The 22,621-nt window shown below is 45.1% G+C and carries 22 protein-coding genes; 7 read left to right on the top strand and 15 right to left on the bottom strand.

The features are described 5' to 3' along the window. Positions 1 to 55 precede the first annotated feature (55 nt). Positions 56 to 1,000, bottom strand: coding sequence for a glutamine utilization two-component system response regulator GlnL (gene glnL / locus NSQ16_RS01435; RefSeq protein WP_230488381.1), 945 nt, complete (start codon positions 998 to 1,000; stop codon positions 56 to 58). A gap of 10 nt (positions 1,001 to 1,010) precedes the next feature. After that, entirely contained in the window at positions 1,011 to 2,243 is a 1,233-nt protein-coding gene (gene glnK / locus NSQ16_RS01430) for a two-component system sensor histidine kinase GlnK (RefSeq protein WP_230488403.1), read from the bottom strand. Between the two features lie 301 nt (positions 2,244 to 2,544). Between glnK and NSQ16_RS01425 the strand changes: the two genes are divergently transcribed. The 4 genes from NSQ16_RS01425 to mmuP all read left to right on the top strand — a co-directional run bounded on the left by NSQ16_RS01425 (position 2,545) and on the right by mmuP (position 7,596). Then, positions 2,545 to 3,528 carry a glutaminase gene (locus NSQ16_RS01425; RefSeq protein ID WP_014475676.1) on the top strand — a complete coding sequence of 328 codons (984 nt, stop codon included), beginning with the start codon at positions 2,545 to 2,547 and terminating at the stop codon, positions 3,526 to 3,528. 22 nt (positions 3,529 to 3,550) lie between these two features. Further along, positions 3,551 to 4,987, top strand: a complete 1,437-nt coding sequence (locus NSQ16_RS01420) for an alanine/glycine:cation symporter family protein (RefSeq protein ID WP_017694994.1) — start codon at positions 3,551 to 3,553, stop codon at positions 4,985 to 4,987. Positions 4,988 to 5,115: 128 nt separating this feature from the next. Then, positions 5,116 to 6,063 carry a homocysteine S-methyltransferase gene (mmuM, locus tag NSQ16_RS01415; protein WP_230488382.1) on the top strand — a complete coding sequence of 316 codons (948 nt, stop codon included), beginning with the start codon at positions 5,116 to 5,118 and terminating at the stop codon, positions 6,061 to 6,063. 120 nt (positions 6,064 to 6,183) lie between these two features. Further along, the gene (gene mmuP / locus NSQ16_RS01410; RefSeq protein WP_230488383.1) at positions 6,184 to 7,596 is read left to right on the top strand and encodes an S-methylmethionine permease; all 1,413 of its coding nucleotides are present in this window, start codon (positions 6,184 to 6,186) and stop codon (positions 7,594 to 7,596) included. Positions 7,597 to 7,632: 36 nt separating this feature from the next. Here mmuP and NSQ16_RS01405 read toward each other — a convergent pair whose 3' ends face one another. From NSQ16_RS01405 to gamR, 3 genes are all read right to left on the bottom strand, one after another. Continuing rightward, positions 7,633 to 8,703, bottom strand: a complete 1,071-nt coding sequence (locus tag NSQ16_RS01405; protein WP_144527522.1) for a branched-chain amino acid aminotransferase — start codon at positions 8,701 to 8,703, stop codon at positions 7,633 to 7,635. A gap of 209 nt (positions 8,704 to 8,912) precedes the next feature. Continuing rightward, positions 8,913 to 9,188 (bottom strand): DUF1648 domain-containing protein, encoded by a 276-nt coding sequence (locus tag NSQ16_RS01400; RefSeq protein WP_043858201.1) that lies wholly within the window; start codon positions 9,186 to 9,188, stop codon positions 8,913 to 8,915. A gap of 33 nt (positions 9,189 to 9,221) precedes the next feature. Then, a complete protein-coding gene (gamR, locus tag NSQ16_RS01395; RefSeq protein ID WP_003234841.1) occupies positions 9,222 to 9,929 on the bottom strand; it encodes a transcriptional regulator GamR in 708 nt (235 codons plus the stop codon). A gap of 218 nt (positions 9,930 to 10,147) precedes the next feature. On the opposite strand from gamR, the gene nagB reads away from it, so the two are divergent. The 3 genes from nagB to gltP all read left to right on the top strand — a co-directional run bounded on the left by nagB (position 10,148) and on the right by gltP (position 14,202). Further along, positions 10,148 to 10,897: a glucosamine-6-phosphate deaminase gene (gene nagB, locus NSQ16_RS01390; RefSeq protein WP_080528870.1), complete on the top strand. Its 750-nt coding sequence runs from the start codon at positions 10,148 to 10,150 to the stop codon at positions 10,895 to 10,897. Positions 10,898 to 10,917: 20 nt separating this feature from the next. Beyond that, positions 10,918 to 12,813, top strand: coding sequence for a glucose-specific PTS transporter subunit IIBC (gene ptsG, locus NSQ16_RS01385; RefSeq protein WP_230488384.1), 1,896 nt, complete (start codon positions 10,918 to 10,920; stop codon positions 12,811 to 12,813). Positions 12,814 to 12,957: 144 nt separating this feature from the next. Beyond that, entirely contained in the window at positions 12,958 to 14,202 is a 1,245-nt protein-coding gene (gene gltP / locus NSQ16_RS01380) for a glutamate-aspartate/proton symporter GltP (protein ID WP_003234847.1), read from the top strand. A 35-nt stretch (positions 14,203 to 14,237) separates the two neighbouring features. Here the strand turns inward: gltP and NSQ16_RS01375 are convergent, their stop codons facing one another. The 10 genes from NSQ16_RS01375 to mpr form a co-directional block, all read right to left on the bottom strand. Continuing rightward, positions 14,238 to 15,206, bottom strand: a complete 969-nt coding sequence (locus NSQ16_RS01375) for a rhodanese-related sulfurtransferase (protein WP_003246287.1) — start codon at positions 15,204 to 15,206, stop codon at positions 14,238 to 14,240. 198 nt (positions 15,207 to 15,404) lie between these two features. Next, positions 15,405 to 16,292 carry an AraC family transcriptional regulator gene (locus NSQ16_RS01370; RefSeq protein WP_230488385.1) on the bottom strand — a complete coding sequence of 296 codons (888 nt, stop codon included), beginning with the start codon at positions 16,290 to 16,292 and terminating at the stop codon, positions 15,405 to 15,407. 107 nt (positions 16,293 to 16,399) lie between these two features. Beyond that, on the bottom strand, positions 16,400 to 17,740 hold the full coding sequence (locus tag NSQ16_RS01365; protein ID WP_230488386.1) for an erythromycin esterase family protein: 1,341 nt from the start codon (positions 17,738 to 17,740) through the stop codon (positions 16,400 to 16,402). 105 nt (positions 17,741 to 17,845) lie between these two features. After that, on the bottom strand, positions 17,846 to 18,124 hold the full coding sequence (locus NSQ16_RS01360; protein ID WP_121591389.1) for a hypothetical protein: 279 nt from the start codon (positions 18,122 to 18,124) through the stop codon (positions 17,846 to 17,848). A 54-nt stretch (positions 18,125 to 18,178) separates the two neighbouring features. After that, positions 18,179 to 18,970 (bottom strand): phosphatidylserine decarboxylase, encoded by a 792-nt coding sequence (locus NSQ16_RS01355; RefSeq protein ID WP_024573652.1) that lies wholly within the window; start codon positions 18,968 to 18,970, stop codon positions 18,179 to 18,181. After that, on the bottom strand, positions 18,963 to 19,451 hold the full coding sequence (locus NSQ16_RS01350; RefSeq protein WP_003234861.1) for a DedA family protein: 489 nt from the start codon (positions 19,449 to 19,451) through the stop codon (positions 18,963 to 18,965). Before NSQ16_RS01350 ends, NSQ16_RS01355 begins: the two co-directional genes overlap by 8 nt. Further along, positions 19,442 to 19,975: a CDP-diacylglycerol--serine O-phosphatidyltransferase gene (gene pssA / locus NSQ16_RS01345; RefSeq protein WP_009966430.1), complete on the bottom strand. Its 534-nt coding sequence runs from the start codon at positions 19,973 to 19,975 to the stop codon at positions 19,442 to 19,444. Before pssA ends, NSQ16_RS01350 begins: the two co-directional genes overlap by 10 nt. Positions 19,976 to 20,170: 195 nt before the next feature. Then, complete coding sequence (gene cesB / locus NSQ16_RS01340; RefSeq protein WP_230488387.1) at positions 20,171 to 21,061, bottom strand: enantioselective carboxylesterase CesB; 891 nt, start codon at positions 21,059 to 21,061, stop codon at positions 20,171 to 20,173. 165 nt (positions 21,062 to 21,226) lie between these two features. After that, positions 21,227 to 21,625 (bottom strand): YbfJ family protein, encoded by a 399-nt coding sequence (locus tag NSQ16_RS01335; RefSeq protein WP_230488388.1) that lies wholly within the window; start codon positions 21,623 to 21,625, stop codon positions 21,227 to 21,229. Then, on the bottom strand, positions 21,588 to 22,529 hold the full coding sequence (mpr, locus tag NSQ16_RS01330; protein ID WP_041850652.1) for an extracellular metalloprotease Mpr: 942 nt from the start codon (positions 22,527 to 22,529) through the stop codon (positions 21,588 to 21,590). The genes NSQ16_RS01335 and mpr overlap by 38 nt, the downstream gene beginning before the upstream one ends. Positions 22,530 to 22,621 lie beyond the last annotated feature (92 nt).

Genomic DNA, 22,621 nt, shown 5'->3' with positions numbered 1-22,621 from the left:
GTCCGGCCGGGATTCTGCGCAGCAAAAAAACAGCCAGGTCAGCCGGCTGTTTGGTTTATATCCTTCTTTGTTTCATCGTCTCATGCAAAAGCTTTGCTTCCAAAAAAAACACGTGGATGAATTTTTTCATATTTATTCTAGCAGGTGCAAGGGGTTTTGCATCCTTGGATTGGAGTTCTTTCATTTTCTGGCTGACAACCGGAAAATCAAAGAATTTGGATGCATAGGTTTCAAATTTTGGATTCGAAAAATCAGTTGTGCCCAGTGAAGCAAAATGGTGCAGCGAATGAATAATCGCTCTGCGGATACGCTGCTCCGAGGCTTTCATTTCGCGATTGACTTCCGTCTGTGAGGCCCCTGTCCCCAGCTTCCGTACCGCTACTTGGGTGAATATTTGTTTTAGCGAAGGGCTTTGTTTTTCGTGCGGCTCGGATTGCTCGTGTTCTGCTAAATACTGCAGGACCGCCATGAGATCATGTGCGCCGCCTTCTCCCATCATGCCCAGCTCGGACAACAGGAATGTTCCTGCCTCTTTTAAACCGCTGTCACTCTTCTGCTGGGGACGCGCTTTCCGTTCAGTCCGATTAACAAGCCGGCTTAGAGAATGCTGAATGGCTCCAATCGAGTGTTCAAGCTCGATCCGCTCCTTCACCTTTTGGAGAACCGCGACAATTTCAATGCGGTTAATCGGCTTATGGATAAAATATTCGATGCCGAGCGAGTACGCTTCCCCGACCATTTCCTTCGCCTCCACTTGAGAGATCATTACGATTTTGCCGGAGTACATATTCTGGATCTGACGAATCGTCTCAATGCCGTCTCTTCCGGGCATTAACAGATCGATTAATAAAATATCAATCTGCTTAAATTGCAGCATATGCCCTTCCACTTGGCTTCCGTCGTCTGCTTCACCAGCAGCTTCCCCGAGATCTTCGTCCTCAATGATCTGCCTTAAAATTGACCGCACCGCACGGTCATCATCTGCAATAAAAAAACGCATAGCTTTTGGTTCACCCTTTCTGAATCAAATGCCGGACAGGCAGCCTGATGGCAAACACCACTCCCCGCTGCTGATTATCAAACGTGATATCCCCTTCTAGCTCTGTCACGATTTCCTTTACGTAGGAAAGTCCGATACCCGTAGAAGGCGTGCCAAATTCGTCATATTTTGAAGTAAAGCCCGGGTCAAACACAATGTCTCCGATTTTCTCGGAAATCCCGGGGCCATTGTCTTCCACCTGGAATTCTACCATACTCTCATTTGGCTTACGGAGCCTCAGGCTGACCATTCCCTCTTCATCCATAGCCTCTACCGCATTTGCTGTTAGATTATTAATGATCGAAAGCACGATAAATACGTGATATTCGTCATGCTCTCCCTCGATCGAGCAGTAAAAATCAATCTGCTTCCCTAGTGCTTCAGCGTACTTTTCATTCATTCGAATCACGAGCTGCAGCAAATCAGAAGGCCTCATATAATCTCTCAAACTCTCATTCGAAATCAGTTTTGAAAGCCCTGCGAATATCCGCTGGTTGTCCTTTTTCACTTCATGAATCTCTCCGGCCAGTCTCAGGATTCTGCCGCTCAGCTGAACATCCTTTCCCTTGATTTCCCGATAGAGCTGATACGAATCGTTTGTCACTTTCTCTGTCGTTTTCAATGTCTTTTTTAGGTGCACCGTTTCTTCATATAAATTGGAAACGATCATCAGCATGTGCTCGTGCTGCTGCCTTGTCTGTTTTTCTCTCGATTGTGTTTCATATAGCTTCAGCACACTATAAAAGCTCATCACAATAAATGTGTGAGAAATCGCAATCACCGCAATGTCAGTGATTTTCTCAGGCGTGACAACCGTATGAAAAATGAGAAATTGTACAGCCAGCTCGACACAATCTGACACAACTTCAATCATAAACCCAATGAAACCGAGCATAATCGGCCGTTCACGGAAACGATTGGCCTTTAATATGGAAAACAGACAGGCGTAAGTCATATAAAAGAAAAAGCCAGACGCTTGATCATACAGAATCGGAGTCAGCCCATTGTGTCCTCCGCCCCATAATTCCAGAAAGACGCGAAAGATGAAAACAGCCGCTCCAGTCAGAAAACCCGGCAGCACAGCGGGCACATGCCGCAACAATGATAAAAAGAAGAAAAAAACCGGTGCCCCAAAGCTGACCCGGAATTCTTCATTGAGGGGATAAAATTTCAGTTCACCGGCCAGCGGCACCGTAATCAGCATGAGGGCCAGTATATATCCGTCTTTTTCAATAAACCGTTCCAGTTTTATGTTGATCACATCCTCGCTTTTTATTTTGGGGAATCGGGAGAAAACCTGCAAATTGCTTTTGACCCAGAACATGAGGTTTTTATAAATCTTACTGCTTATTTTCAAAATGTTTTTGTCGTATTTTGTATGATTCTGTAGTCTCCATTATACAGTAATTATACCTTCCGCTATTATGAAAGCGTTTAACGCCCCCTTAGCCTTCGTTTTGATACACCTCAGTCCTTTAAGAAAAAAATCAGTGAGGAGGAATTCGATGAAAGAATTGATAAAAGAGCACCAGAAAGACATAAACCCGGCGTTACAGCTTCATGATTGGGTTGAATACTATCGCCCTTTTGCCGCCAATGGACAAAGCGCAAACTATATCCCCGCTTTAGGAAAAGTCAATGATTCACAGCTCGGCATCTGTGTATTGGAGCCTGATGGAACGATGATACACGCCGGCGACTGGAACGTCTCTTTTACCCTGCAAAGCATTTCAAAAGTGATTAGCTTTATTGCCGCCTGCATGAGCCGTGGCATTCCCTATGTGCTGGACCGCGTGGATGTCGAGCCGACAGGTGACGCCTTTAATTCAATTATTCGGCTCGAAATCAACAAGCCGGGAAAGCCGTTCAATCCCATGATCAACGCGGGTGCCCTCACCATCGCTTCGATCCTTCCCGGAGAATCGGCATACGAAAAGCTCGAGTTTCTTTACTCGGTGATGGAAACTTTGATAGGAAAACGGCCGAGAATTCATGAGGAAGTATTCCGTTCTGAATGGGAAACCGCCCACCGCAACAGAGCGCTGGCCTACTATTTAAAAGAAACAAACTTTTTAGAAGCTGAAGTAGAAGAAACACTTGAGGTGTACTTGAAGCAATGCGCTATGGAGAGCACTACAGAAGATATTGCGTTGATCGGCCTGATCCTTGCTCATGACGGGTATCATCCGATTCGACGCGAGCAGGTGATTCCAAAAGATGTGGCAAAATTAGCCAAGGCATTAATGCTGACGTGCGGCATGTACAACGCTTCAGGCAAATATGCGGCGTTTGTCGGCGTGCCGGCCAAAAGCGGCGTCTCCGGCGGCATCATGGCGCTGGTGCCTCCAAGCGCCAGAAGAGAACAGCCTTTTCAATCCGGATGCGGCATCGGCATTTACGGGCCTGCCATTGATGAATACGGCAACAGCCTCACTGGCGGTATGCTGCTGAAGCATATGGCGCAGGAATGGGAGCTCAGCATTTTTTAAATATGAAAAAAGAGGTGATTGTATGCAGCAAATCCTAGAACATATCGTCGGTATTGCAAATGATCTTTTGTGGTCAAAGCTATTAATTGTTTTGCTCCTTTCTCTGGGAATCTATTTTACGTTCAGGCTTAAGTTTTTACAGGTTCGCATGCTGAAAGAAATGGTCAGGGTATTAAGAGAAGGTGCTGCTTCCCGGTCGAAAAACACCATTTCTCCGTTTCAAGCCTTTTGCATCAGCATGGCGGCCCGTGTCGGAACGGGAAATATTACGGGCATTGCCATCGCCATTGCACTCGGCGGGCCCGGGGCAATCTTCTGGATGTGGATTATCGCCATTATCGGATCAGCATCCAGCTTTGTGGAAAGCACACTGGCTCAGATTTATAAAGTAAAAGATGTAAACGGCTTCCGCGGCGGGCCGGCGTATTACATGGAAAAAGGGCTGAACAAAAGGTGGATGGGCGCGCTGTTCGCTGTGTTAATCACCTTATCGTTCGGTATCGTCTTCAACTCGGTTCAATCCAATACAGTCAGCCTTGCCTTTGAAAACGCGTTTGGCACAAACCGCCTGACATTGGGACTCATTTTAATTGCTGTATTCGGCACGATTATTTTTGGCGGAGTCAAGCGCATTGCAAAGCTGGCTGAATCCATTGTCGTCGTATTGGCTGTCCTGTATATCGGAGTTGCGTTTTTCGTCATTTTCACCAACATTACGCAGCTGCCAAGTGTGCTTGCGCTAATCGTGAAAAATGCGTTTGGTTTTGATCAGGCCGCCGGCGGGGCTTTGGGCGCGGCACTCATGCAAGGCGTCAGACGGGGAATTTTTTCAAACGAAGCGGGAATGGGAAGTGCACCGAATGCCGCTGCCACCGCCACAACAAGCCATCCCGTCAAACAGGGGCTGATCCAAGCTTTTGGTGTACTGACGGATACACTGGTCATTTGTACAAGCACCGCCTTTATCATCCTGTTTTCGGATGCCTATCATACTCCGGGTCTGAGCGGAATCGCCTTGACACAAGCCTCTCTCAGCTCCCATGTCGGATCATGGGCATCAGGCTTTCTCGCCATTCTGATTTTGTTATTCGGATTCTGTGCTTTAATTGGAAACTATTATTATGGCGAAACCAATATCGGCTTTTTGAACAAAAGCAAAAAACTGATTTTTGTCTACCGTATCGGCGTGCTGGCAATGATCGTGTTTGGCTGTGTTGCCAAAGTCCAGCTCGTCTGGGATCTTGCTGATTTGTTCATGGGTTTGATGGTCGTCGTGAATTTAATCGCGATTTTCTTACTATCAAAGATCGTTTTTACTGCGCTGAAAGACTATACACGCCAGAAAAAAGCAGGCAAGGATCCGGTCTTTTATAAAGATGTGCTCAAAAACCATAATGGCATTGAGTGCTGGCCGGTTTCAGACACAAAGACTGACACGCACAACAAACAAATATCATAAGAAAAGGGTGTTCAGACATATGGGCTGAACACCTTTCCCTTTTTGCGTTTATTGACAAACACGTAAGCCTCCATTACGATTTTCATATCTTTTTCAAAAAAATCTGAAAGAAGGCATCGGTACATTCTATGAATCCTATCCAACACATATTAGATACATACCCGCTTATTGTGCTAGACGGCGCCATGGCGACCGAGCTTGAACGCAAGGGCTGTGATTTGAACGACAGTCTGTGGTCGGCAAAAATCCTGATGGAAGAGCCAAATCTGATTAAACAAGTTCATACTGATTATTTCGCGGCAGGCGCCGATTGTACAATCACTGCCAGCTATCAGTCTACATTTGAAGGCTTTGCCGCACGCGGGCTGAGCGAAGCGGAAGCACGCCGGCTCATCGAGTTGTCCGTCAGCATCGCAGCTGAAGCACGTGATGAATTTTGGTCGCTTGAAGAGAACCGTTTGAATCGGCCAAAACCGATCATTGCGGCTTCTATAGGCCCTTATGGCGCTTATCTTGCAGACGGGTCTGAGTATCGCGGCAACTACGCAATATCAGAAGATGAACTGATTGAATTTCATCGCCCCCGGATGAAGGCGCTGATTGAAGCCGGAGCTGATGTTTTGGCATGCGAAACGATTCCGTGTCTGACTGAAGCCAAAGCGATTGTTCGGCTGTTGAAGGAATTTCCTGAAACGTATGCATGGATCAGCTTCAGTGCTAAAGACGGCCTGCATATCAGTGACGGAACACCTGCAGCTGACTGCGCATCATGGCTTGATGAACACCGCCAAATTGCAGCACTCGGCATCAACTGCACGCCGCTTCAGCATATCCCTTCCTTGATAGAGGAGTTAAAAAAGAACACGTCAAAACCGATCATTGTCTACCCGAATTCAGGTGAGCAATATGATCCGGAAACAAAAACGTGGAACGGCGCAGCATGCGCAGAATCTTACGGGGCGGGCGCCCGCACCTGGCATGAAAAAGGAGCGAGGCTGATTGGCGGCTGCTGCCGGACAAAACCCGAAGATATTCAAGAAATTGCGGCTTGGGCCCGCTCTTTAAAAACAACTTGACTTATCGGAATAGTTTGTATATTCTAACTTAAAGCCGGTTCGCCGGAGTCTCGTGTCACTTCCTGACATGAGATTTTTTATTAGGAAGGAAATAAATCGCCGATAGAAAGTTGGAAAAAGATGAACGCTGCCCACAACAAGAATGAGACAACCTTTCAGAGAAGTATGAAAAGCCGGCACCTCTTTATGCTTTCCTTGGGAGGTGTCATCGGAACCGGGCTGTTTTTAAGCTCTGGTTATACCATTCAGCAAGCAGGCCCGGCCGGAACGATACTTGCCTACTTAGTCGGGGCCGGCATCGTCTACCTTGTCATGCTATGCCTCGGTGAGCTGTCAGTCGCCATGCCTGTGACCGGCGCCTTTCACACCTATGCAGCCAAATACATAGGGCCGGGCACCGGATTTACGGTCGCTTGGCTGTATTGGCTGACATGGACCGTGGCATTGGGATCAGAATTCACAGCAGTCGGCCTGTTAATGCAGCGCTGGTTCCCCCATACATCGGTTTGGATGTGGAGTGCCGTCTTTGCGCTGTTCATTTTCTTGCTTAACGCATTTTCGGTCAAGTTTTTCGCTGAATCAGAATTTTGGTTTTCCAGCATCAAAGTATTAGCCATTGTATTATTTATTCTTTTAGGCGGCTCTGCCATGTTCGGCATCATCCCGATCAAAGGCGGAGAAGCCGCACCGATGCTGTCCAACTTCACCGCGGAAGGCGGGCTTTTTCCAAATGGATTTGTCCCGATTTTGATGACGATGCTGTCCGTTAATTTTGCCTTTTCGGGAACGGAACTAATCGGAATCGCAGCCGGTGAAAGCGTTGATCCTGACAAGACAATACCAAAAGCGATTAAAACAACGGTCTGGCGTCTCTCACTCTTCTTTGTCGGAACAATTTTTGTGCTGTCAGGGCTGATTCCGATTCAAGATGCAGGTGTCATCAAAAGCCCGTTTGTCGCTGTCTTTGACAGAGTCGGTGTACCATACGCAGCCGATATCATGAACTTTGTTATCCTGACAGCGATCCTGTCAGCGGCTAATTCCGGACTCTACGCTTCTTCCCGGATGCTGTGGTCTTTATCAAAAGAAAAAACGCTTCATCCGACATTTGCAAAGCTGACGTCAAAAGGAACCCCTTTTAACGCGCTGGTGTTCAGCATGATCGGCGGCATTCTGTCGTTGCTGTCCAGCGTATTTGCGCCAGACACTGTATACGTTGTGCTCGTGTCGATTTCCGGTTTTGCCGTCGTTGTCGTGTGGATGGGAATCGCTGCTTCTCAATTCATGTTCAGAAAACGTTATATCGAAGCGGGAAACAAGGTTACTGATTTGAAATACAGAACCCCTTTGTATCCGTTCGTGCCGATTGCAGCGTTCCTGTTATGCCTGGCTTCCGTTGTTGGCATTGCCTTTGATCCGAATCAAAGAATCGCACTCTATTGCGGCGTTCCATTTATGGCCATTTGCTATGCAATATATTATGTAAAAAACCGCAAAAGCCAGCCGGCTGCTGATATGACTCATTCAAAATAAAAAGAACCTGCCTCCGGGCAGGTTCTTTTTCGATTTTCACACTTCCACTGTCCAGTTAAACGGGCCCTTCACCTTGCCAAGCTGAACATCTGTTATCGTTTCATACAGCTTTTTCGAGAGGTCCCCAATTTGCCCGTCGCCTACAATCACCGTTTTTCCATGAATGTTGAGTTCACCGACAGGCGTAACGACGGCTGCCGTGCCTGTGCCGAAGACCTCTGTCAATTCTCCGCGTGCAGAGGCCGCATACACCTCATCAATCGATATTCTCTCTTCACGAACCGGAATGCCCCAGCTTCGAATCAATTCAATCGCAGACGCACGTGTAACCCCGCTTAAAATGCTTCCGCTTAAAGCAGGTGTGACAGCTTCCCCGTTTATGACGAAAAAGATGTTCATGCTCCCTACTTCTTCCACATATTTCTTTTCGATGGCGTCCAGCCACAGTACCTGGTCATAGCCCAGTTCATTCGCTTTCCGCTGTGCCTGAAGACTGGCGGCATAGTTTCCAGCCGTTTTTGCAAACCCGACTCCTCCGTTGACTGCCCGCACATACTCATCTTCGACATAGATTCTAACCGGCTTCAGCTGATCGTCGCCATAATAGGAGCCGACAGGCGAAAGCACGATCATAAATGTATAGCTCCTGGATGCCTTCACACCGAGACTCGGTTCTGTGGCAATGACAAAAGGACGAATATACAGTGACGTTCCTTTTTTCTTTGGAACCCAATCTTTCTCCAGCTCAACTAATTGTGTCAATGCTTCAAGGACCAGCTCTTCGTCTAAAGGGGGCATGCTCATGCGCTCACACGATCTGTTCAGCCGTTTGATATTTTGATCCGGACGGAACAGGAGCACCCTGCCGTCGTCTGTTCTGTATGCTTTTAATCCTTCAAAAACAGCCTGGCCGTAATGAAAAACAGATGAAGACGGATCAAGCGTAAGCGGTGCGTACGGCGCAATTCTCGGATGATGCCATCCAATCCCCTCTTCGTAGTCCATCACAAACATATAATCTGTAAAATATTGTCCAAACCCCAAGGAAGACGGGTCGGGCTTTTCCTTATAATATACAGTTTTTTCTCGTTCAATAAGCTTATTCAATCTAATCAGCACACCTTTCGCATAATTGTTTAAATATTCAGTCTTTTTAAGGCTGCAAAAAACATACAGCCCTTCCTTTCATGATACGCCGCTCCACACCGATAAATTTCAGAATATTCTTTAGGATCATCAGCTATTATACACCACATTCATTGTCAGATGAAGCTGAAATTAAAGAAAAACAGCCAGTTTTATTCTGGCTGTTTGATTTAGAGCGCTAAACAAAGGACGACAATGTGGCAAATCAGCAAAATATACACTGCGAACACTAATTGCCAATTGATCTTCCGCGCCCATGCAAACACCACCATCAAAACAGGCAGCATCACAGTCCCCGCCAGCTTGTTAACCGTCAGATCCGGACTGTTCGCAACATCATAATGAATCGGCATCTGCGTCGGCAGAAAAGGGTAAAATACAATTGAAAGGATGAATGCAGCAATCACTGCTCCCCACAGCACTTTTCCATTCGTCAATAAAAACATAGAACCACCATTCCCTTCTTAAAACACATTGCTTTATGAATGATATGACTGTTCAACGGTGAATTTCGTTCGGTCTCCACGGGTAATAATTTGCGCATATTCCACCACTTCTTCATTTTTATCATAGGTAAGGGATTCTGATAAAAACGCAGGCGCTCCGACATTGGTTAATAAGTGGCCGCTGATCGTTTCATCCGTTAAAATCGGTTCGATCGATTCCGTGCCCCTGCTGATTTCAATATTGTATTTTGTCCTTAACAATTCAAACAGTGAGCCGGTGCATTCCTCCTGTGCCAGCCCCGGTGCCGCCTTCCAGGGAATATATGAGGTATGATACTGCAAAGGTTCCCCCTCGGCGTATCTGACTCTGACAAGCTTGTTGACAGGTTCATTCTCTTTCATTTTCAAAAGCTCGGCAATGGAATGATCGGCAGGAATCACCACAAGCTCAAGCACTTTTGATTCAGAACGAAGTCCTCTCATTTGTTCTGCAAAGCTCGTAATCTTATGCGGAATCGGCGTTTGTATTTTGGCCGCCGATACAAATGTCCCTTTTCCTTGAATCCTTTTAATATATCCCTCAAGCTCTAGCTGCTGCAGAGCCAGTCTCACAGTTGTTCTGCTGACATCATATTGTTCGCAAAACTCACTCTCCGTCGGCAGCTGATCATTCGCCTGATATTTGCCCGATTTAATTAACTCAATGATTTTAAACTTGATAACAGAATATAAAGCTGTCATTTCATTCTCCCCATTCTGTATGCATTCCGTTCTTTTTCATTGAGACCATAATACCATTTGCCATCCCAATATGAAAGATTTGTATCCTTCTTTTATAACAAATTTTCAGAAATTAATATTGACAGTTTGATAAGGGCGGTGCTAAATTCGTAATGACAAGTATCATAAATTGGTCATAACAAATATGGTGCTTGTCTATCTCTTTGAGGGGGTGTCACATGAAGATTCTGATCGCCGAGCACTACGAAGAACTCTGTAAGTTAAGCGCTGCCATTATTAAAGAACAAATACAGGCTAAGAAAGATGCCGTTCTCGGCCTGGCAACAGGAAGCACACCGGTCGGCTTGTATAAGCAGTTGATTTCAGACTATCAGGCAGGCGAAATTGATTTTTCAAAGGTTACTACATTTAATTTGGATGAATACGCTGGTCTCTCTCCATCTCATCCGCAAAGTTATAACCATTTTATGCATGAGCATCTTTTTCAGCATATCAATATGCAGCCTGATCATATTCATATCCCGCAAGGAGACAATCCGCAGCTTGAGGCGGAATGCAAAGTATACGAGGATCTCATCCGCCAGGCGGGAGGCATTGATGTCCAAATTCTCGGCATCGGCACCAATGGCCATATCGGTTTTAATGAACCGGGATCTGATTTTGAAGACCGGACACGTGTTGTGAAGCTCTCGGAAAGCACGATACAGGCAAATGCCAGATTCTTCGGCGGCGATCCGGTGCTGGTTCCGAGACTCGCGATTTCAATGGGCATTAAAACCATCATGGAATTCAGCAAACATATTGTGCTTTTAGCAAGCGGCGAGGAAAAAGCAGACGCTATTCAAAAGATGGCTGAAGGTCCTGTCACGACAGATGTACCAGCCTCTATTCTTCAAATACACAATCATGTAACCGTTATCGCCGATTATAAAGCAGCTCAAAAATTAAAGATTGCACCATGCTCATAAAACAATAAAAGGAGACTGTCATGTTTAAAAAGGCATTTCAAATTCTGCAGCAGCTTGGCCGCGCGTTGATGACTCCGGTTGCCGTCCTGCCGGCAGCCGGTCTTTTGCTCCGTTTCGGAGACAAGGATTTACTGAACATTCCTATTATAAAGGATGCGGGCGGCGTTGTATTCGATAATCTCCCGCTGATTTTCGCCGTGGGGGTCGCGATCGGATTAGCCGGCGGAGAAGGTGTAGCCGGACTTGCAGCTGTCATCGGATACTTAATTTTAACCGTCACCCTCGACAATATGGGAAAATTACTCGGCCTTCAGCCTCCGTATGAAGGAGCCGAGCACCTGATTGATATGGGGGTTTTCGGAGGAATCATTATCGGGCTTCTCGCCGCCTATTTATATAAGCGATTTTCATCAATCGAGCTGCATCCGGTCCTTGGATTTTTCTCTGGAAAACGCTTTGTCCCGATTATTACTTCCGTCAGTTCATTGGTGATCGGCGTCATTTTCTCATTCGTTTGGCCGCTAATCCAAAACGGAATTAACGCAGCCAGCAGTTTAATTGCCGATTCAACAGTCGGCCTGTTCTTTTATGCAACGATCTATCGTTTGCTGATTCCTTTTGGCCTGCATCATATTTTTTATACGCCTTTCTATTTTATGATGGGAGAATACACAGACCCATCAACAGGCAACACCGTAACCGGAGACCTGACAAGGTTTTTCGCGGGAGACCCGACAGCCGGGCGCTTTATGATGGGGGATTTCCCTTACATGATTTTCTGTCTGCCGGCAGTTGCTCTTGCCATTATCCATACCGCGCGTCCGGAAAAGAAAAAAATGATCTCCGGCGTGATGATTTCTGCGGCGCTCACATCTATGCTGACCGGAATTACAGAACCGGTTGAGTTTTCTTTCTTGTTCGTTGCGCCCGTGCTCTATTTGATTAACTCTATTCTTGCCGGCGTCATCTTTGTCGTTTGTGATTTATTCCATGTCCGCCACGGCTATACGTTCTCAGGCGGCGGAATTGACTACGTCTTGAACTACGGACTGTCTACAAACGGCTGGGTTGTCATTCCTGTCGGGATCGTGTTTGCTTTCATTTATTATTATTTGTTCCGATTTGCGATTCTGAAATGGAATTTGAAAACGCCCGGCCGTGAGACAGATGAAGACGGTCAGAATGAGGAGAAAGCTCCAGTTGCAAAAGACCAGCTTGCCTTTCACGTGCTGCAGGCCTTGGGCGGACAGCAAAATATCGCTAACCTGGATGCATGTATCACAAGGCTTCGTGTGACCGTTCATCAGCCAAGCCAAGTCAGCAAGGATGAATTAAAACGGCTTGGTGCAGTAGGTGTACTGGAGGTCAACAACAACTTCCAGGCAATATTCGGAACCAAGTCCGATGCCTTAAAAGACGACATCAAAACAATCATGGCCGGAGGCGTCCCTTCCACCGCCGCCGCGCTGGACACGGTAACTGACAAACAGCAGAAGCCCGATTCCGGTGAGACCTTTATCTATCCGATTAAAGGAGAAACAGTCTCTTTAGGGGATGTGCCTGATCAAGTCTTTTCAGAAAAAATGATGGGCGAGGGATTTGCGATTATACCATCAGAAGGAAAAGTCGTTGCACCTGCGGACGGCGAGATCGTCTCGATTTTTCCGACAAAACACGCCATCGGCTTTATGAGCGCCGGCGGCACTGAAATCCTGATTCATGTCGGCATCGATACCGTCAAACTGAATGGGGAAGGCTTTGAAGCACATGTCACAAGCGGACAAGCCGTCAAACAAGGCGAACTGCTTCTCACCTTTGATCTCAATTACATCAAGCAGCATGCCGCTTCAGCCATAACACCGGTTATTTTCACAAATACCTCTGAAGAAGATCTAAAGCACATTCAAATGAAGTAAAAAAGTCCCCCCTGCTGCGGGGGACTTTTTCGCCAACATAATAAAAGCGCTGTCAAAATAAAATAACTTGAAAAAAGGTGTTTGCATTTGAATCACGAATGATATGAATATGCCTACATTCTATCGTTCTAAAGGGGGATTCATTTGAAAAAATTAATCGCGTTTCAAATTTTAATCGCTTTGGCTGTCGGCGCGGTGATCGGCCACTTTTTTCCTGATTTCGGGATGGCACTGAGGCCTGTCGGAGATGGATTTATCCGCCTGATTAAAATGATTGTTGTGCCGATTGTGTTTTCTACCATTGTCATTGGAGCCGCAGGAAGCGGAAGCATGAAAAAAATGGGCAGTCTCGGCATCAAGACGATCATTTGGTTCGAAGTGATTACAACGTTGGTATTAGGGCTTGGACTTTTATTAGCGAATGTCTTAAAACCAGGTGTCGGGCTTGACCTCTCCCATTTGGCAAAAAAAGATATTCATGAACTTTCCGGCTACACAGACAAAGTTGTTGATTTCAAGCAAATGATCCTGGATATTATCCCTACAAACATTATTGATGTCATGGCCAGAAATGATTTGCTTGCCGTTATTTTCTTCGCCATTTTATTTGGTGTCGCCGCCGCTGGTATCGGCAAAGCTTCTGAACCAGTAATGAAGTTCTTTGAATCTACCGCTCAGATTATGTTCAAGCTCACGCAAATCGTCATGGTCACTGCTCCTATCGGCGTGTTAGCCCTGATGGCAGCTTCTGTGGGCCAATATGGCATTGAACTCCTCCTCCCTATGTTTAAGCTGGTTGGCACCGTATTCCTTGGCCTGTTCCTGATCCTCTTTGTCCTCTTTCCGCTTGTCGGTCTCATCTTTCAGATTAAGTATTTCGAAGTATTGAAAATGATATGGGATCTGTTTTTAATTGCATTTTCCACCACCAGCACTGAAACCATTCTCCCTCAGCTAATGGATAGAATGGAGAAATACGGCTGTCCCAAACGAGTGGTATCATTTGTCGTTCCCTCCGGCTTGTCATTGAACTGTGACGGCTCCAGCTTATATTTATCGGTTTCTTGTATCTTTCTCGCACAGGCCTTTCAAGTAGACATGACATTGTCCCAGCAGCTGCTCATGATGCTTGTGCTTGTGATGACCAGTAAAGGCATTGCAGCTGTACCCTCAGGATCGCTTGTAGTTCTTCTGGCGACTGCCAATGCTGTAGGACTGCCGGCTGAAGGCGTTGCCATTATCGCGGGTGTTGACCGCGTCATGGACATGGCGAGAACGGGCGTGAACGTACCGGGACATGCGATCGCCTGTATCGTGGTATCAAAATGGGAAAAGGCCTTCCGCCAAAAAGAATGGGTTTCCGCAAACAGCCAAACTGAAAGCATATAGAAAAAAAGAACACCTCAATACGAGGTGTTCTTTTTTTATTCAGCAGCAGCGTGATCTTCTGTTTCAATCGCTGCCAGTCTTGCGTTTACTTCTTCTTCTGTCATATTATGCTCTTTCACATACAGGTTTCTTGGGTTCGTGCGGCATTCGTGGCTGCAGCTGCGCATATATTTATACTCATTTTCCGGTGTGCATATCATTTTTTTATTGCAAGATGGATTTGCGCAGTTCACATAACGCTCACACGGTTCTCCTGTAAAGTAGTCCTTGCCGACAATCACATGCTCAACACGGTTGACAGGCACGCTGATTCTTTCATCAAATACGTAGCACTGGCCGTCCCAAAGCTTGCCTTGCACCTCTGGATCTTTTCCGTATGTCACGATTCCGCCGTCAAGCTGTGCTACATCTTCAAAGCCTTGCTTCACCAGCCATCCTGAGAACTTTTCACAGCGCACGCCGCCTGTACAGTACGTTAAAATCTTTTTGCCTTCAAGCATATCTTTGTGCTCTTCAATCCATTCAGGTAATTCACGGAAGGCTTCGATGTCAGGACGGACCGCACCTCTGAAATGGCCAAGGTCATACTCGTAATCGTTACGCGCGTCGATTACAATTGTGTTTGGATCCTGCATCTTCTCATAAAATTCTGCAGGCTTCAAATGCTGGCCTGTTGTTTCGTTCGGATCGACATCATCTTCAAGACGAAGCGTTACAAGCTCTTTTTTATGGCGGACGAAGATTTTTTTGAAGGCATGGCCTTCTGCTTCATCAATTTTAAATACCATGTCCGCAAAACGAGGATCAGCTTTCATTGTTTCCATATATTTTTCAGTCTGTTCAACCGTACCTGATACCGTACCGTTAATTCCTTCAGAAGAAACAAGGATACGGCCTAACAAACCAAGCTCCTTACAAAAAGCCAGATGCTGCTCTCTAAACGCCTCTGGATCTTCAATCGGAACATATTTATAGTAAAGTAATACTCTGTATTGTTTTTCCATGTTTAAACACCCTGTTCAATTATAGTTAGTTGCTATGCACACTCTTACTATATCATACAGGAAAATGCCGCAAAGATGAACAGATCCGCCCAGACTGATAAAAATATCCAAGCTCTTACAAACCTAAGCAGCACAAGGGTTTATTAATAACAAATAGTATTTTCCATTAACTCACTAATAAAAGTAGTTGTCTGAAAACTATTTTTGTAGTTCCTCTTCAAAAGATAAATTTACCGGTTCATCTAAAAGTTCTCCCGGCATTTCAAGGTTTGTTGAAGGAACGCTCTCATCTACCTCTTCAAAAACAACATGATCCATCCACACCTGACCCGGCCCAGATAATTGAACGCCAAAAGATATCACAGCGCTATTTTCTGGGACATCTAAAACGATAGCATAATGATTCCAATTGGTTGTTCCGGTAATAGGTCTGTTGCTCATATTATCAAATTGGAGAACATCATCAGCAGCACTGTCAACCCGCATCCAAAGTGAGGCAAAATGCTGCACCCCCTTTGTTTTGATAAAACTTGATAGACGAAGCCTTTTTCCTAGATAGCGATCTGCTTTGAATTGCTGCATCATCGTCGCAAATTCACCGATATCCTGAACCATCGTTGACTTTAAATACCCTGAAGCTTTTCCCTGATGTACATTTTCCCGGTCAATCCCCATTTCGAATTGGAACGGATGGCTCCCGCTCAATAACCAGCCTTTCATTTTTTTCTCCATGTAAGATTCCTCCTTTTTTGAAGTAAAGCGTTTCATAAATGTTCGGTATGCTCCTGGCGGCATGTGATACATCTTTTTGAACGTCCTCGTAAATGCTTCTTGAGATTCAAACTGATAATACAAAGCAATATCGATAATACGATGATCTGTATAAAGCAAAGCTGCCGCCGCATTCGCAAGACGTCTTAACCGAATATAAGAAGCAACCGACATGCCGACTTCTTTTTGAAAAATCCGATGAAAATGGAATTTTGAAAAGCTTGAAACGTTAACAATATCCTCGTTTGATATTTGCTCATGTAAATGTGATTCAATCCAATTGATTGTTTTCTGGACAGCTTTTTCATAATACATTGCACGCTCCAATCTCCTTTCTGTTTTAGAATAATGGATCACGGATTATATGTTTTGATTATTTTTGCGATATGTAAAAATCCCCTGTTTACCACAGGGGACACCGCTCACTTGATAATGACAGAGGGCGTGATATGCTCCAGCCAAATGACACCGTCATATTGTTCCTTCAGGATCATCTGCTCTTCCATGTACCCCCAATAGAGCGCAGTCCGGGGGGTATACATCCACGAAGTGCCTTTCTTGTTTTTTGTATGGAGAAAATCAACAAAAACAGCCGGTCGGTCCGCCGCTTTCAGCAAAGCTTCAAGGCTCTCAGACGGCGGCGGGCTTGTAACCGGCTTAACAGTCTTATTATCGGAGCTATCAAGACTCGCACCTGAGTAAGCATAAATGCCAATCGTATATGTTTGTTTTTTCAGCTGCTCCGGCAAATAATCACCCATGTTAGGGCCGTTTAGCTGTACCCAGTCCTTTATCATCTTCGTATTCTGTTTGCGTAGATGGTAATTGTGGCCCCAGACAATGATTTTCTTTTTCGGATAAAGGGTGTCAGCTACCCACTGAAATTGTTCAGCCATCATGCGGTCTCTCATAAAGAATGAAAAATCCTCAATATTCTCCGGATACTCCTCTAGTTTTTCTTTCATTTCTTCCAGCATAAACGTTTCCATTACGTCAATTCTCAGCTGAAGAGAATGCATAAACATCTCATAAGCTTTCGGCTCTTTTGGAAGGTTTTCTTTTAGCTCTGAAGCATGTGTTTTAGTGAACTTGATCAGCTTCTGATAGTTTTTCACAAGCTTTTCCTTCTTTTGCGAAAATTCATCAAACGTATTGCTGTCTGTCACTAATGTTGAAAAATCATTTTCTGATTGGGAGAGCAACTCTGCTTTCTCAGGGTCCACCGCTTTTACCCAATGAGTCGCAGCATCATTGAATGAATTCTTCATGCTCTGAATATCAAAACCGGTAAGGATCAGCGGATCGCCTTTCTCTTTTTGCTCTTTCATGTAATCAAACAATTCAACGACATCTTCTGTGTGCCATACAGCGTAAATGGAGTTTTTCATCGTGCTTTTAGGGGTTAATTGGTCCATATTAAGGTAGGATGCATTTGTATCAGGAAAGCCAGACTCAAATGCCAATACATCGTATCCCAGCTCTTCGTGGAGATATTTGATCATTCTGACCTTTGTGGCGTTGATTTCACCAGCGCCGTGTGTCGTTTCCCCTAACTGAACGATTCGTTTCCCTTTCAGCACCTTCTTTAGAAATCGAAGGTCTTTGTTTGAAGAATTAGAAGCATCCAGTGGCTGTGCATGTCGTTCAATCCATGAATCCCAATATTTTTCTTCAGAAGCAGCACGTGCCGAGACTGAAAAAGAAGAAAACGCCAGACAGACAATCAGCAGCGGCAGAGTCATTCTCACTATCATTCGTTTCAATTCTATCTCTCCTTTTCTGCTAGGTTCTCTAGTCATTACGAGATAGATATAGAAAAAGATTCCTTTTTTCACCAACAAAAAAAAGCTTCTCTGTTGAAAGAAGCTTTAGCTGAATTCTCTCATCACCTGATGAAAGTAAAACCGATACGTATTTCGTAAAAATGTCTCAACCGGAAGCTGCACATCCGCTTGGTATTTGCTGATGATGAATGGAAACCGCTCGATTCCTTTTTCGCGCAAATTGTTCGCTTGTTCATCATCTATTGCCTTCTCTTGCAAAACCGCTTCAACGATCGGCCAGCACACTTCTCGCACTTGCCGCAGGACGGCTTCATCTCCGGTGTTCTGATAATCTGTAATCCAGCTGATGATTTGTTTCTCCATAAGCCTCACCTTTCTTCAAAAAAAGAGGCGCTGCGTTTATGCAAGCTCCTCTTTTTACTCTTCATAACCTATCAGTTCTCCGACTTGGACTTCTTGGCCTTCTGCTAAATGGGCGGACGGCTGGAATGCGTCTTTTTCAAAAATCAAAATGACCGTTGAGCCAAATGAAAAGTATCCCAGCTCTTCGCCGATCTTCAATTCAGCACGGGTGCTCGTCTGCACGATAGAATTAATATTCATCGCGCCGACAGGAATCATCAGGACATTTCGGCTGCCGCTATTCAGCTCGTACACAAACCGGTAATTTTTCGACAGCACATCTTTCCCGTATTTTAAGCCAAGTTGATTTACCGGGTATGAGCGATTTCCGAGCTCGGCCAGCTTTTGATACCTGCAGCTGATCGGAGAATGGAAACGGTGATAATGCCTCGGGCTTAAATACAGCACGACGAAATATCCGCCGTTGTATTGATGGTCTGCGCTTTTACAGCCGGTGAGTTCAGCGAATGAGTAATCTTTTCCCTTCACCGTAAAGGTTTGATTCGGGTTGATGATTCCTACCGTCTGAACCACACCGTCAACAGGGCTGACCACCGCATGCGCCTCTTTTGACACAGGGCGCCGCTCCAGATTTATTTGTCGAATGAACAATTCGGACAGCGATCCGTAATCAGCAGCCGTACCGTCCACATCATCCCAATTCAGCCGAAAATGTTTTGAGAAAAGCGGAATGACCGGTTTGCTGATTTTCGACTCGCAAAATCCTTTAATCAGATAGGATGACAGACGATGATTCGTCAGCTCTATCAATGATCGATACAGAATCTTTACAGCCGTATTAAACATGAATAATCCCTATAACCCTTCCGATTGTAATAAAAACAAAGCACCATAAAAAGGCGCCGATTGCCGCAAACGCAACATACGTTTTCAGATCCATTTTGCCGATCCCCGAAAAGTAGCACGTCACATGTCTGACGCCGGGAATAAAATAACCTAAAATAAGAGAATATGGACCGTATTTCTTCATCCATTTTTCCACTTTCATCATTCTTTTTTCTTTTAAGCCTACCCACTTGCCGTACTTGTCAATAAACGGGCGTCCGGCTTTTCTGCCAATCATGTAGCTGATCAGCATACCTAACAAAGCCCCGACAAAACTAATCAATATCGAAAGCTCATAATTCAATACATCGGTATGCGTGAAATAGCCAACAACGGTCATCATCACTTCATCTGGAATCGGCAATCCTACAATTCCTAATACCAGCATCAAAAAAATAGCGAGATAACCGTAATCCGCTATGAGCTGCTGAACTAATTCCATCTCCCAGACTCCAGGTTTTCTGCCGCATGTTTTTTAAAATGAGGGAATTTTATTTTACTCACCATCAAATATGAGAGTCCGCAAGTGCCGATTGCCAGAAGGATCGGGTTATAGGTGAAGCTTAGAATAACGAGACACATGCCCGCAAACGGAATCGGCATACCGATAAATGTCGGGAGCTTGCTTTGTTCAATGTTAAATTTAGAGAGGCGAAGCATTCCGCAAATGCTGTACGTCAATGCGCATAAGATCCCGATAAATGGCAGGGTATACAACGCGACACTGTAAGCAAGCATAGAAGGAGCCACCCCAAACGTAACCAGATCGGCAAACGAATCCAGTTCTCTCCCCATATCAGAAACGGCATTCAGCTTACGAGCAGCCATCCCGTCAAAGAAATCAAGGAACATGCCTGTAAAAATAAAAAGCACTGCTGAATGAATGTTGTGATATAGCAAGGAATGAATCGCCAGCAATCCGCAAATGAAGTTTCCTATCGTAATCATACAGGGGATGTAATTCACAGTGTAACCAAACCTCCAATTGTAAAACCATCTATATTATTTGACGATAGTGATCGAATAGCGTTACAGGAAAAATTTTTCTCCAATAAGCATGATAACATAGAATGCTCCCAAAAAAAGCAGCATTCAAATTCTATTATTATACAACATTTGTTACCTTTTGAAAAATGAATGCCAATCTTTTCATGTTCCTTACTATTTTATCCCCCCGCATAAAAAGGACAAGACGCGTTGATTGACGTACTCTGGCTGCTCCAGAGATAACAGATGTCCGGCGTTCTTTACGATTTCAGCCTGAATTCCCGGCACCAATACCGAAGCCCGCTCAAAGGCCATTTGCTGATGGTACATGGCCTCGTGCTCACCGAACATCAGCAGTACCGGGACTTGTATCGATTTCAATTCCTGGTCTGTGAACACGTACGGAAAGCCGTTTTCTGTCGGCTTCAGGCTCCTTTGTTCATCCTTCCATTCCACGCCCGCCACAATTTGTCTTTGCAGTAAAGGATGCAGATCATAACTGTCGCCTGTGATCCACTTGATATATGATTCAGCTCCTCTTGCCCCTGTAAGCTCTGCAGCGTATTTATAGACATCCGGATGAAATGAAATAAACGCTTCAGCGGGACTCATAACAACCGCCCGCCCTACTCTTTCAGGCGCGCGGAGTAAGAAATTCACGATATGGGACCCGCCAAGCGAAAGGCCGGCCAGGTGTGCCGTCTCAAGTCCAAGAGAATCAAAGACATCTTTCATCCATTCTGCAAAATCAGCTCTCGTTTCCATGGCTGCTGATGGTATACTTTTATTTTTGTCTCCTATTATATCGACCGCATATGTACGAAATTGACTGCTCCACGCTGCGATATTCGGATACCACATCGCAGAGCTGAAAAGGCCTCCGTGAAGCAAAATGAGCGAAGGTGCGTCCTTTGGCCCACTTGCAATGATATGTGTTTTTCCAAAACGAGTAGAAACATAGAATGCTTCCGACTCAATCGGCCACAAAGAAAGGCTTTGATCATATGCCTGGTAAAAGCGCAGACCACTTTCAACCGCGGCAAACTGCATTGAATCTTGTATCATCTTCTTCTTTTTCCTCCGGGTTTGATTGATATAAAGGATAACGCCCCTTTTGTCTCGTAAGAAAAAATACCTATTTCTTATTATCTCACATAATAAATTTCCAGTATATAGTTTGGTTTCCTGCAATAAATAAAAAAGGCAGTTCCCTTAAAATCAAGGAAACTGCTATTCTTTGAAGACTAATGGAATGGCATGATCTTTTTTATCCTCTGTTAACGAGATGTGATGGGTTACTGATGTTTCACCCTTCGTCAACGCGACTGAGTAATCGCCTTTTCTGCCGGTATCCCATTTGATATCTCCGTTTTTGTCTGTTTTACCGAGTATCTCGCCAATCTCTGTACTCGGCTCCTCATCTGAAGAGGGCGCTTTGACAATCGTCACTTGAACCCCTTCGACCGGCAGCCCCTTAGCATCCTCCACATGAAGAGTGACAGGATTAGTCGTTTCTTTTTGAGAAGAATGCGTCTGCGAACTGCACCCGCATAAAAACAAAATAGACATGAATATGGCTAGTTTGCTGTATTTATTGATTTGCCCAATATTGAATATTGTTGAATACATCGTTCGTCACCCTTGTTCCCAAGTTATATGACGATCCTCCGTTCGTGTGAATGGCAATAGCTGTCTGCCCTGTATCACTGTAGTTTCGATAAACAGGCGAGCCGCTTTGGCAGCCGTACGTATCGGTTGTATAGGTCAGCTTATACGTTTCAGCGGAGCGAATCGGCTTTGTATCAGACCACATCGTGCCAAAGGTTTTGTCACACGGGAATCCTGTCACTGACGAGGAAAGGCCCACGGGACTGCTGCTGTTTGTAGTCCGGTAGCCGTACCAGCCAACTGTGTTTCCAGGAGAACCGTTTAATTTAATAGCTCCGTAATCATAATTAGTGTCTTTGCTTTCCGTCCATCCTTTGACGGAGTAAAACATCGTGCCTGAATAAGTACCGTACGGATATGACGAACCATTGCGGCCCGGCGCGGCGGTTATCGTCGAAGCCCATCCATGATCCTGGCTGTACACACAATGTCCAGCCGTGACGACTGTATTTGGATTGACTAAAAATCCGGTACATCCATAAGTGCTTGAAGTGTTGGGATACTTGATTGACAGTTGAACAGTTGCTCTATATGGAAAAGATGTCGTGCTGGAGATTCTGGTGCGTTCATCAGTTCCGATAATGCTCGAAGGCTGTAAGGTTTGAATATTTTTCTCCAGTTCCGTTTGGCCGCCGTATAACGATTTACTTGTTTTTCCGGTTCCCTCATAAGGGGCGGAAACCTGTTCTGCTTTTGACGTTTGGTTTTTCGTAGCATCAGCTTCTTGACCGGTATTCGATACAGAAGTTTGCGGGTTCTCTGCCGCTTTTGCCGGTACGCCAAAAGAAACCGCTGCTGCCAAAGCCAAACACAAAACCGTTAAGTAAGCGAACCATTGTTTTCTGAATCTTGGAACTAATTTCATTTTGTCATCTCCCTCCTTTAGTGTCAACCACCCGCATTGATGGAAGACTTTTACATTATAATCAGGTTTCTGATTCTTATGATAAAACTTTT

This window comes from Bacillus sp. PS108, from assembly GCF_037963335.1.
Classification (GTDB): Bacteria; Bacillota; Bacilli; order Bacillales; family Bacillaceae; genus Bacillus; species Bacillus subtilis.
The sequence above is the reverse complement of the archived record's forward strand: the minus strand, read 5'-3'. Positions and strand labels throughout refer to the sequence as shown.

Bases quoted from the DNA above. Each gene is read 5' to 3' on its own strand.
- glnL (WP_230488381.1), bottom strand. From the start codon at position 1,000: ATGCGTTTTTTTATTGCAGATGATGACCGTGCGGTGCGGTCAATTTTA.
- glnK (WP_230488403.1), bottom strand. From the start codon at position 2,243: ATGCTGATTACGGTGCCGCTGGCCGGTGAACTGAAATTTTATCCCCTC.
- NSQ16_RS01425 (WP_014475676.1), top strand. From the start codon at position 2,545: ATGAAAGAATTGATAAAAGAGCACCAGAAAGACATAAACCCGGCGTTA.
- NSQ16_RS01420 (WP_017694994.1), top strand. From the start codon at position 3,551: ATGCAGCAAATCCTAGAACATATCGTCGGTATTGCAAATGATCTTTTG.
- mmuM (WP_230488382.1), top strand. From the start codon at position 5,116: ATGAATCCTATCCAACACATATTAGATACATACCCGCTTATTGTGCTA.
- mmuP (WP_230488383.1), top strand. From the start codon at position 6,184: ATGAACGCTGCCCACAACAAGAATGAGACAACCTTTCAGAGAAGTATG.
- NSQ16_RS01400 (WP_043858201.1), bottom strand. From the start codon at position 9,188: ATGTTTTTATTGACGAATGGAAAAGTGCTGTGGGGAGCAGTGATTGCT.
- gamR (WP_003234841.1), bottom strand. From the start codon at position 9,929: ATGACAGCTTTATATTCTGTTATCAAGTTTAAAATCATTGAGTTAATT.
- nagB (WP_080528870.1), top strand. From the start codon at position 10,148: ATGAAGATTCTGATCGCCGAGCACTACGAAGAACTCTGTAAGTTAAGC.
- ptsG (WP_230488384.1), top strand. From the start codon at position 10,918: ATGTTTAAAAAGGCATTTCAAATTCTGCAGCAGCTTGGCCGCGCGTTG.
- NSQ16_RS01375 (WP_003246287.1), bottom strand. From the start codon at position 15,206: ATGGAAAAACAATACAGAGTATTACTTTACTATAAATATGTTCCGATT.
- NSQ16_RS01370 (WP_230488385.1), bottom strand. From the start codon at position 16,292: ATGTATTATGAAAAAGCTGTCCAGAAAACAATCAATTGGATTGAATCA.
- NSQ16_RS01360 (WP_121591389.1), bottom strand. From the start codon at position 18,124: ATGGAGAAACAAATCATCAGCTGGATTACAGATTATCAGAACACCGGA.
- NSQ16_RS01355 (WP_024573652.1), bottom strand. From the start codon at position 18,970: ATGTTTAATACGGCTGTAAAGATTCTGTATCGATCATTGATAGAGCTG.
- NSQ16_RS01350 (WP_003234861.1), bottom strand. From the start codon at position 19,451: ATGGAATTAGTTCAGCAGCTCATAGCGGATTACGGTTATCTCGCTATT.
- cesB (WP_230488387.1), bottom strand. From the start codon at position 21,061: ATGATACAAGATTCAATGCAGTTTGCCGCGGTTGAAAGTGGTCTGCGC.
- NSQ16_RS01335 (WP_230488388.1), bottom strand. From the start codon at position 21,625: ATGTATTCAACAATATTCAATATTGGGCAAATCAATAAATACAGCAAA.
- mpr (WP_041850652.1), bottom strand. From the start codon at position 22,529: ATGAAATTAGTTCCAAGATTCAGAAAACAATGGTTCGCTTACTTAACG.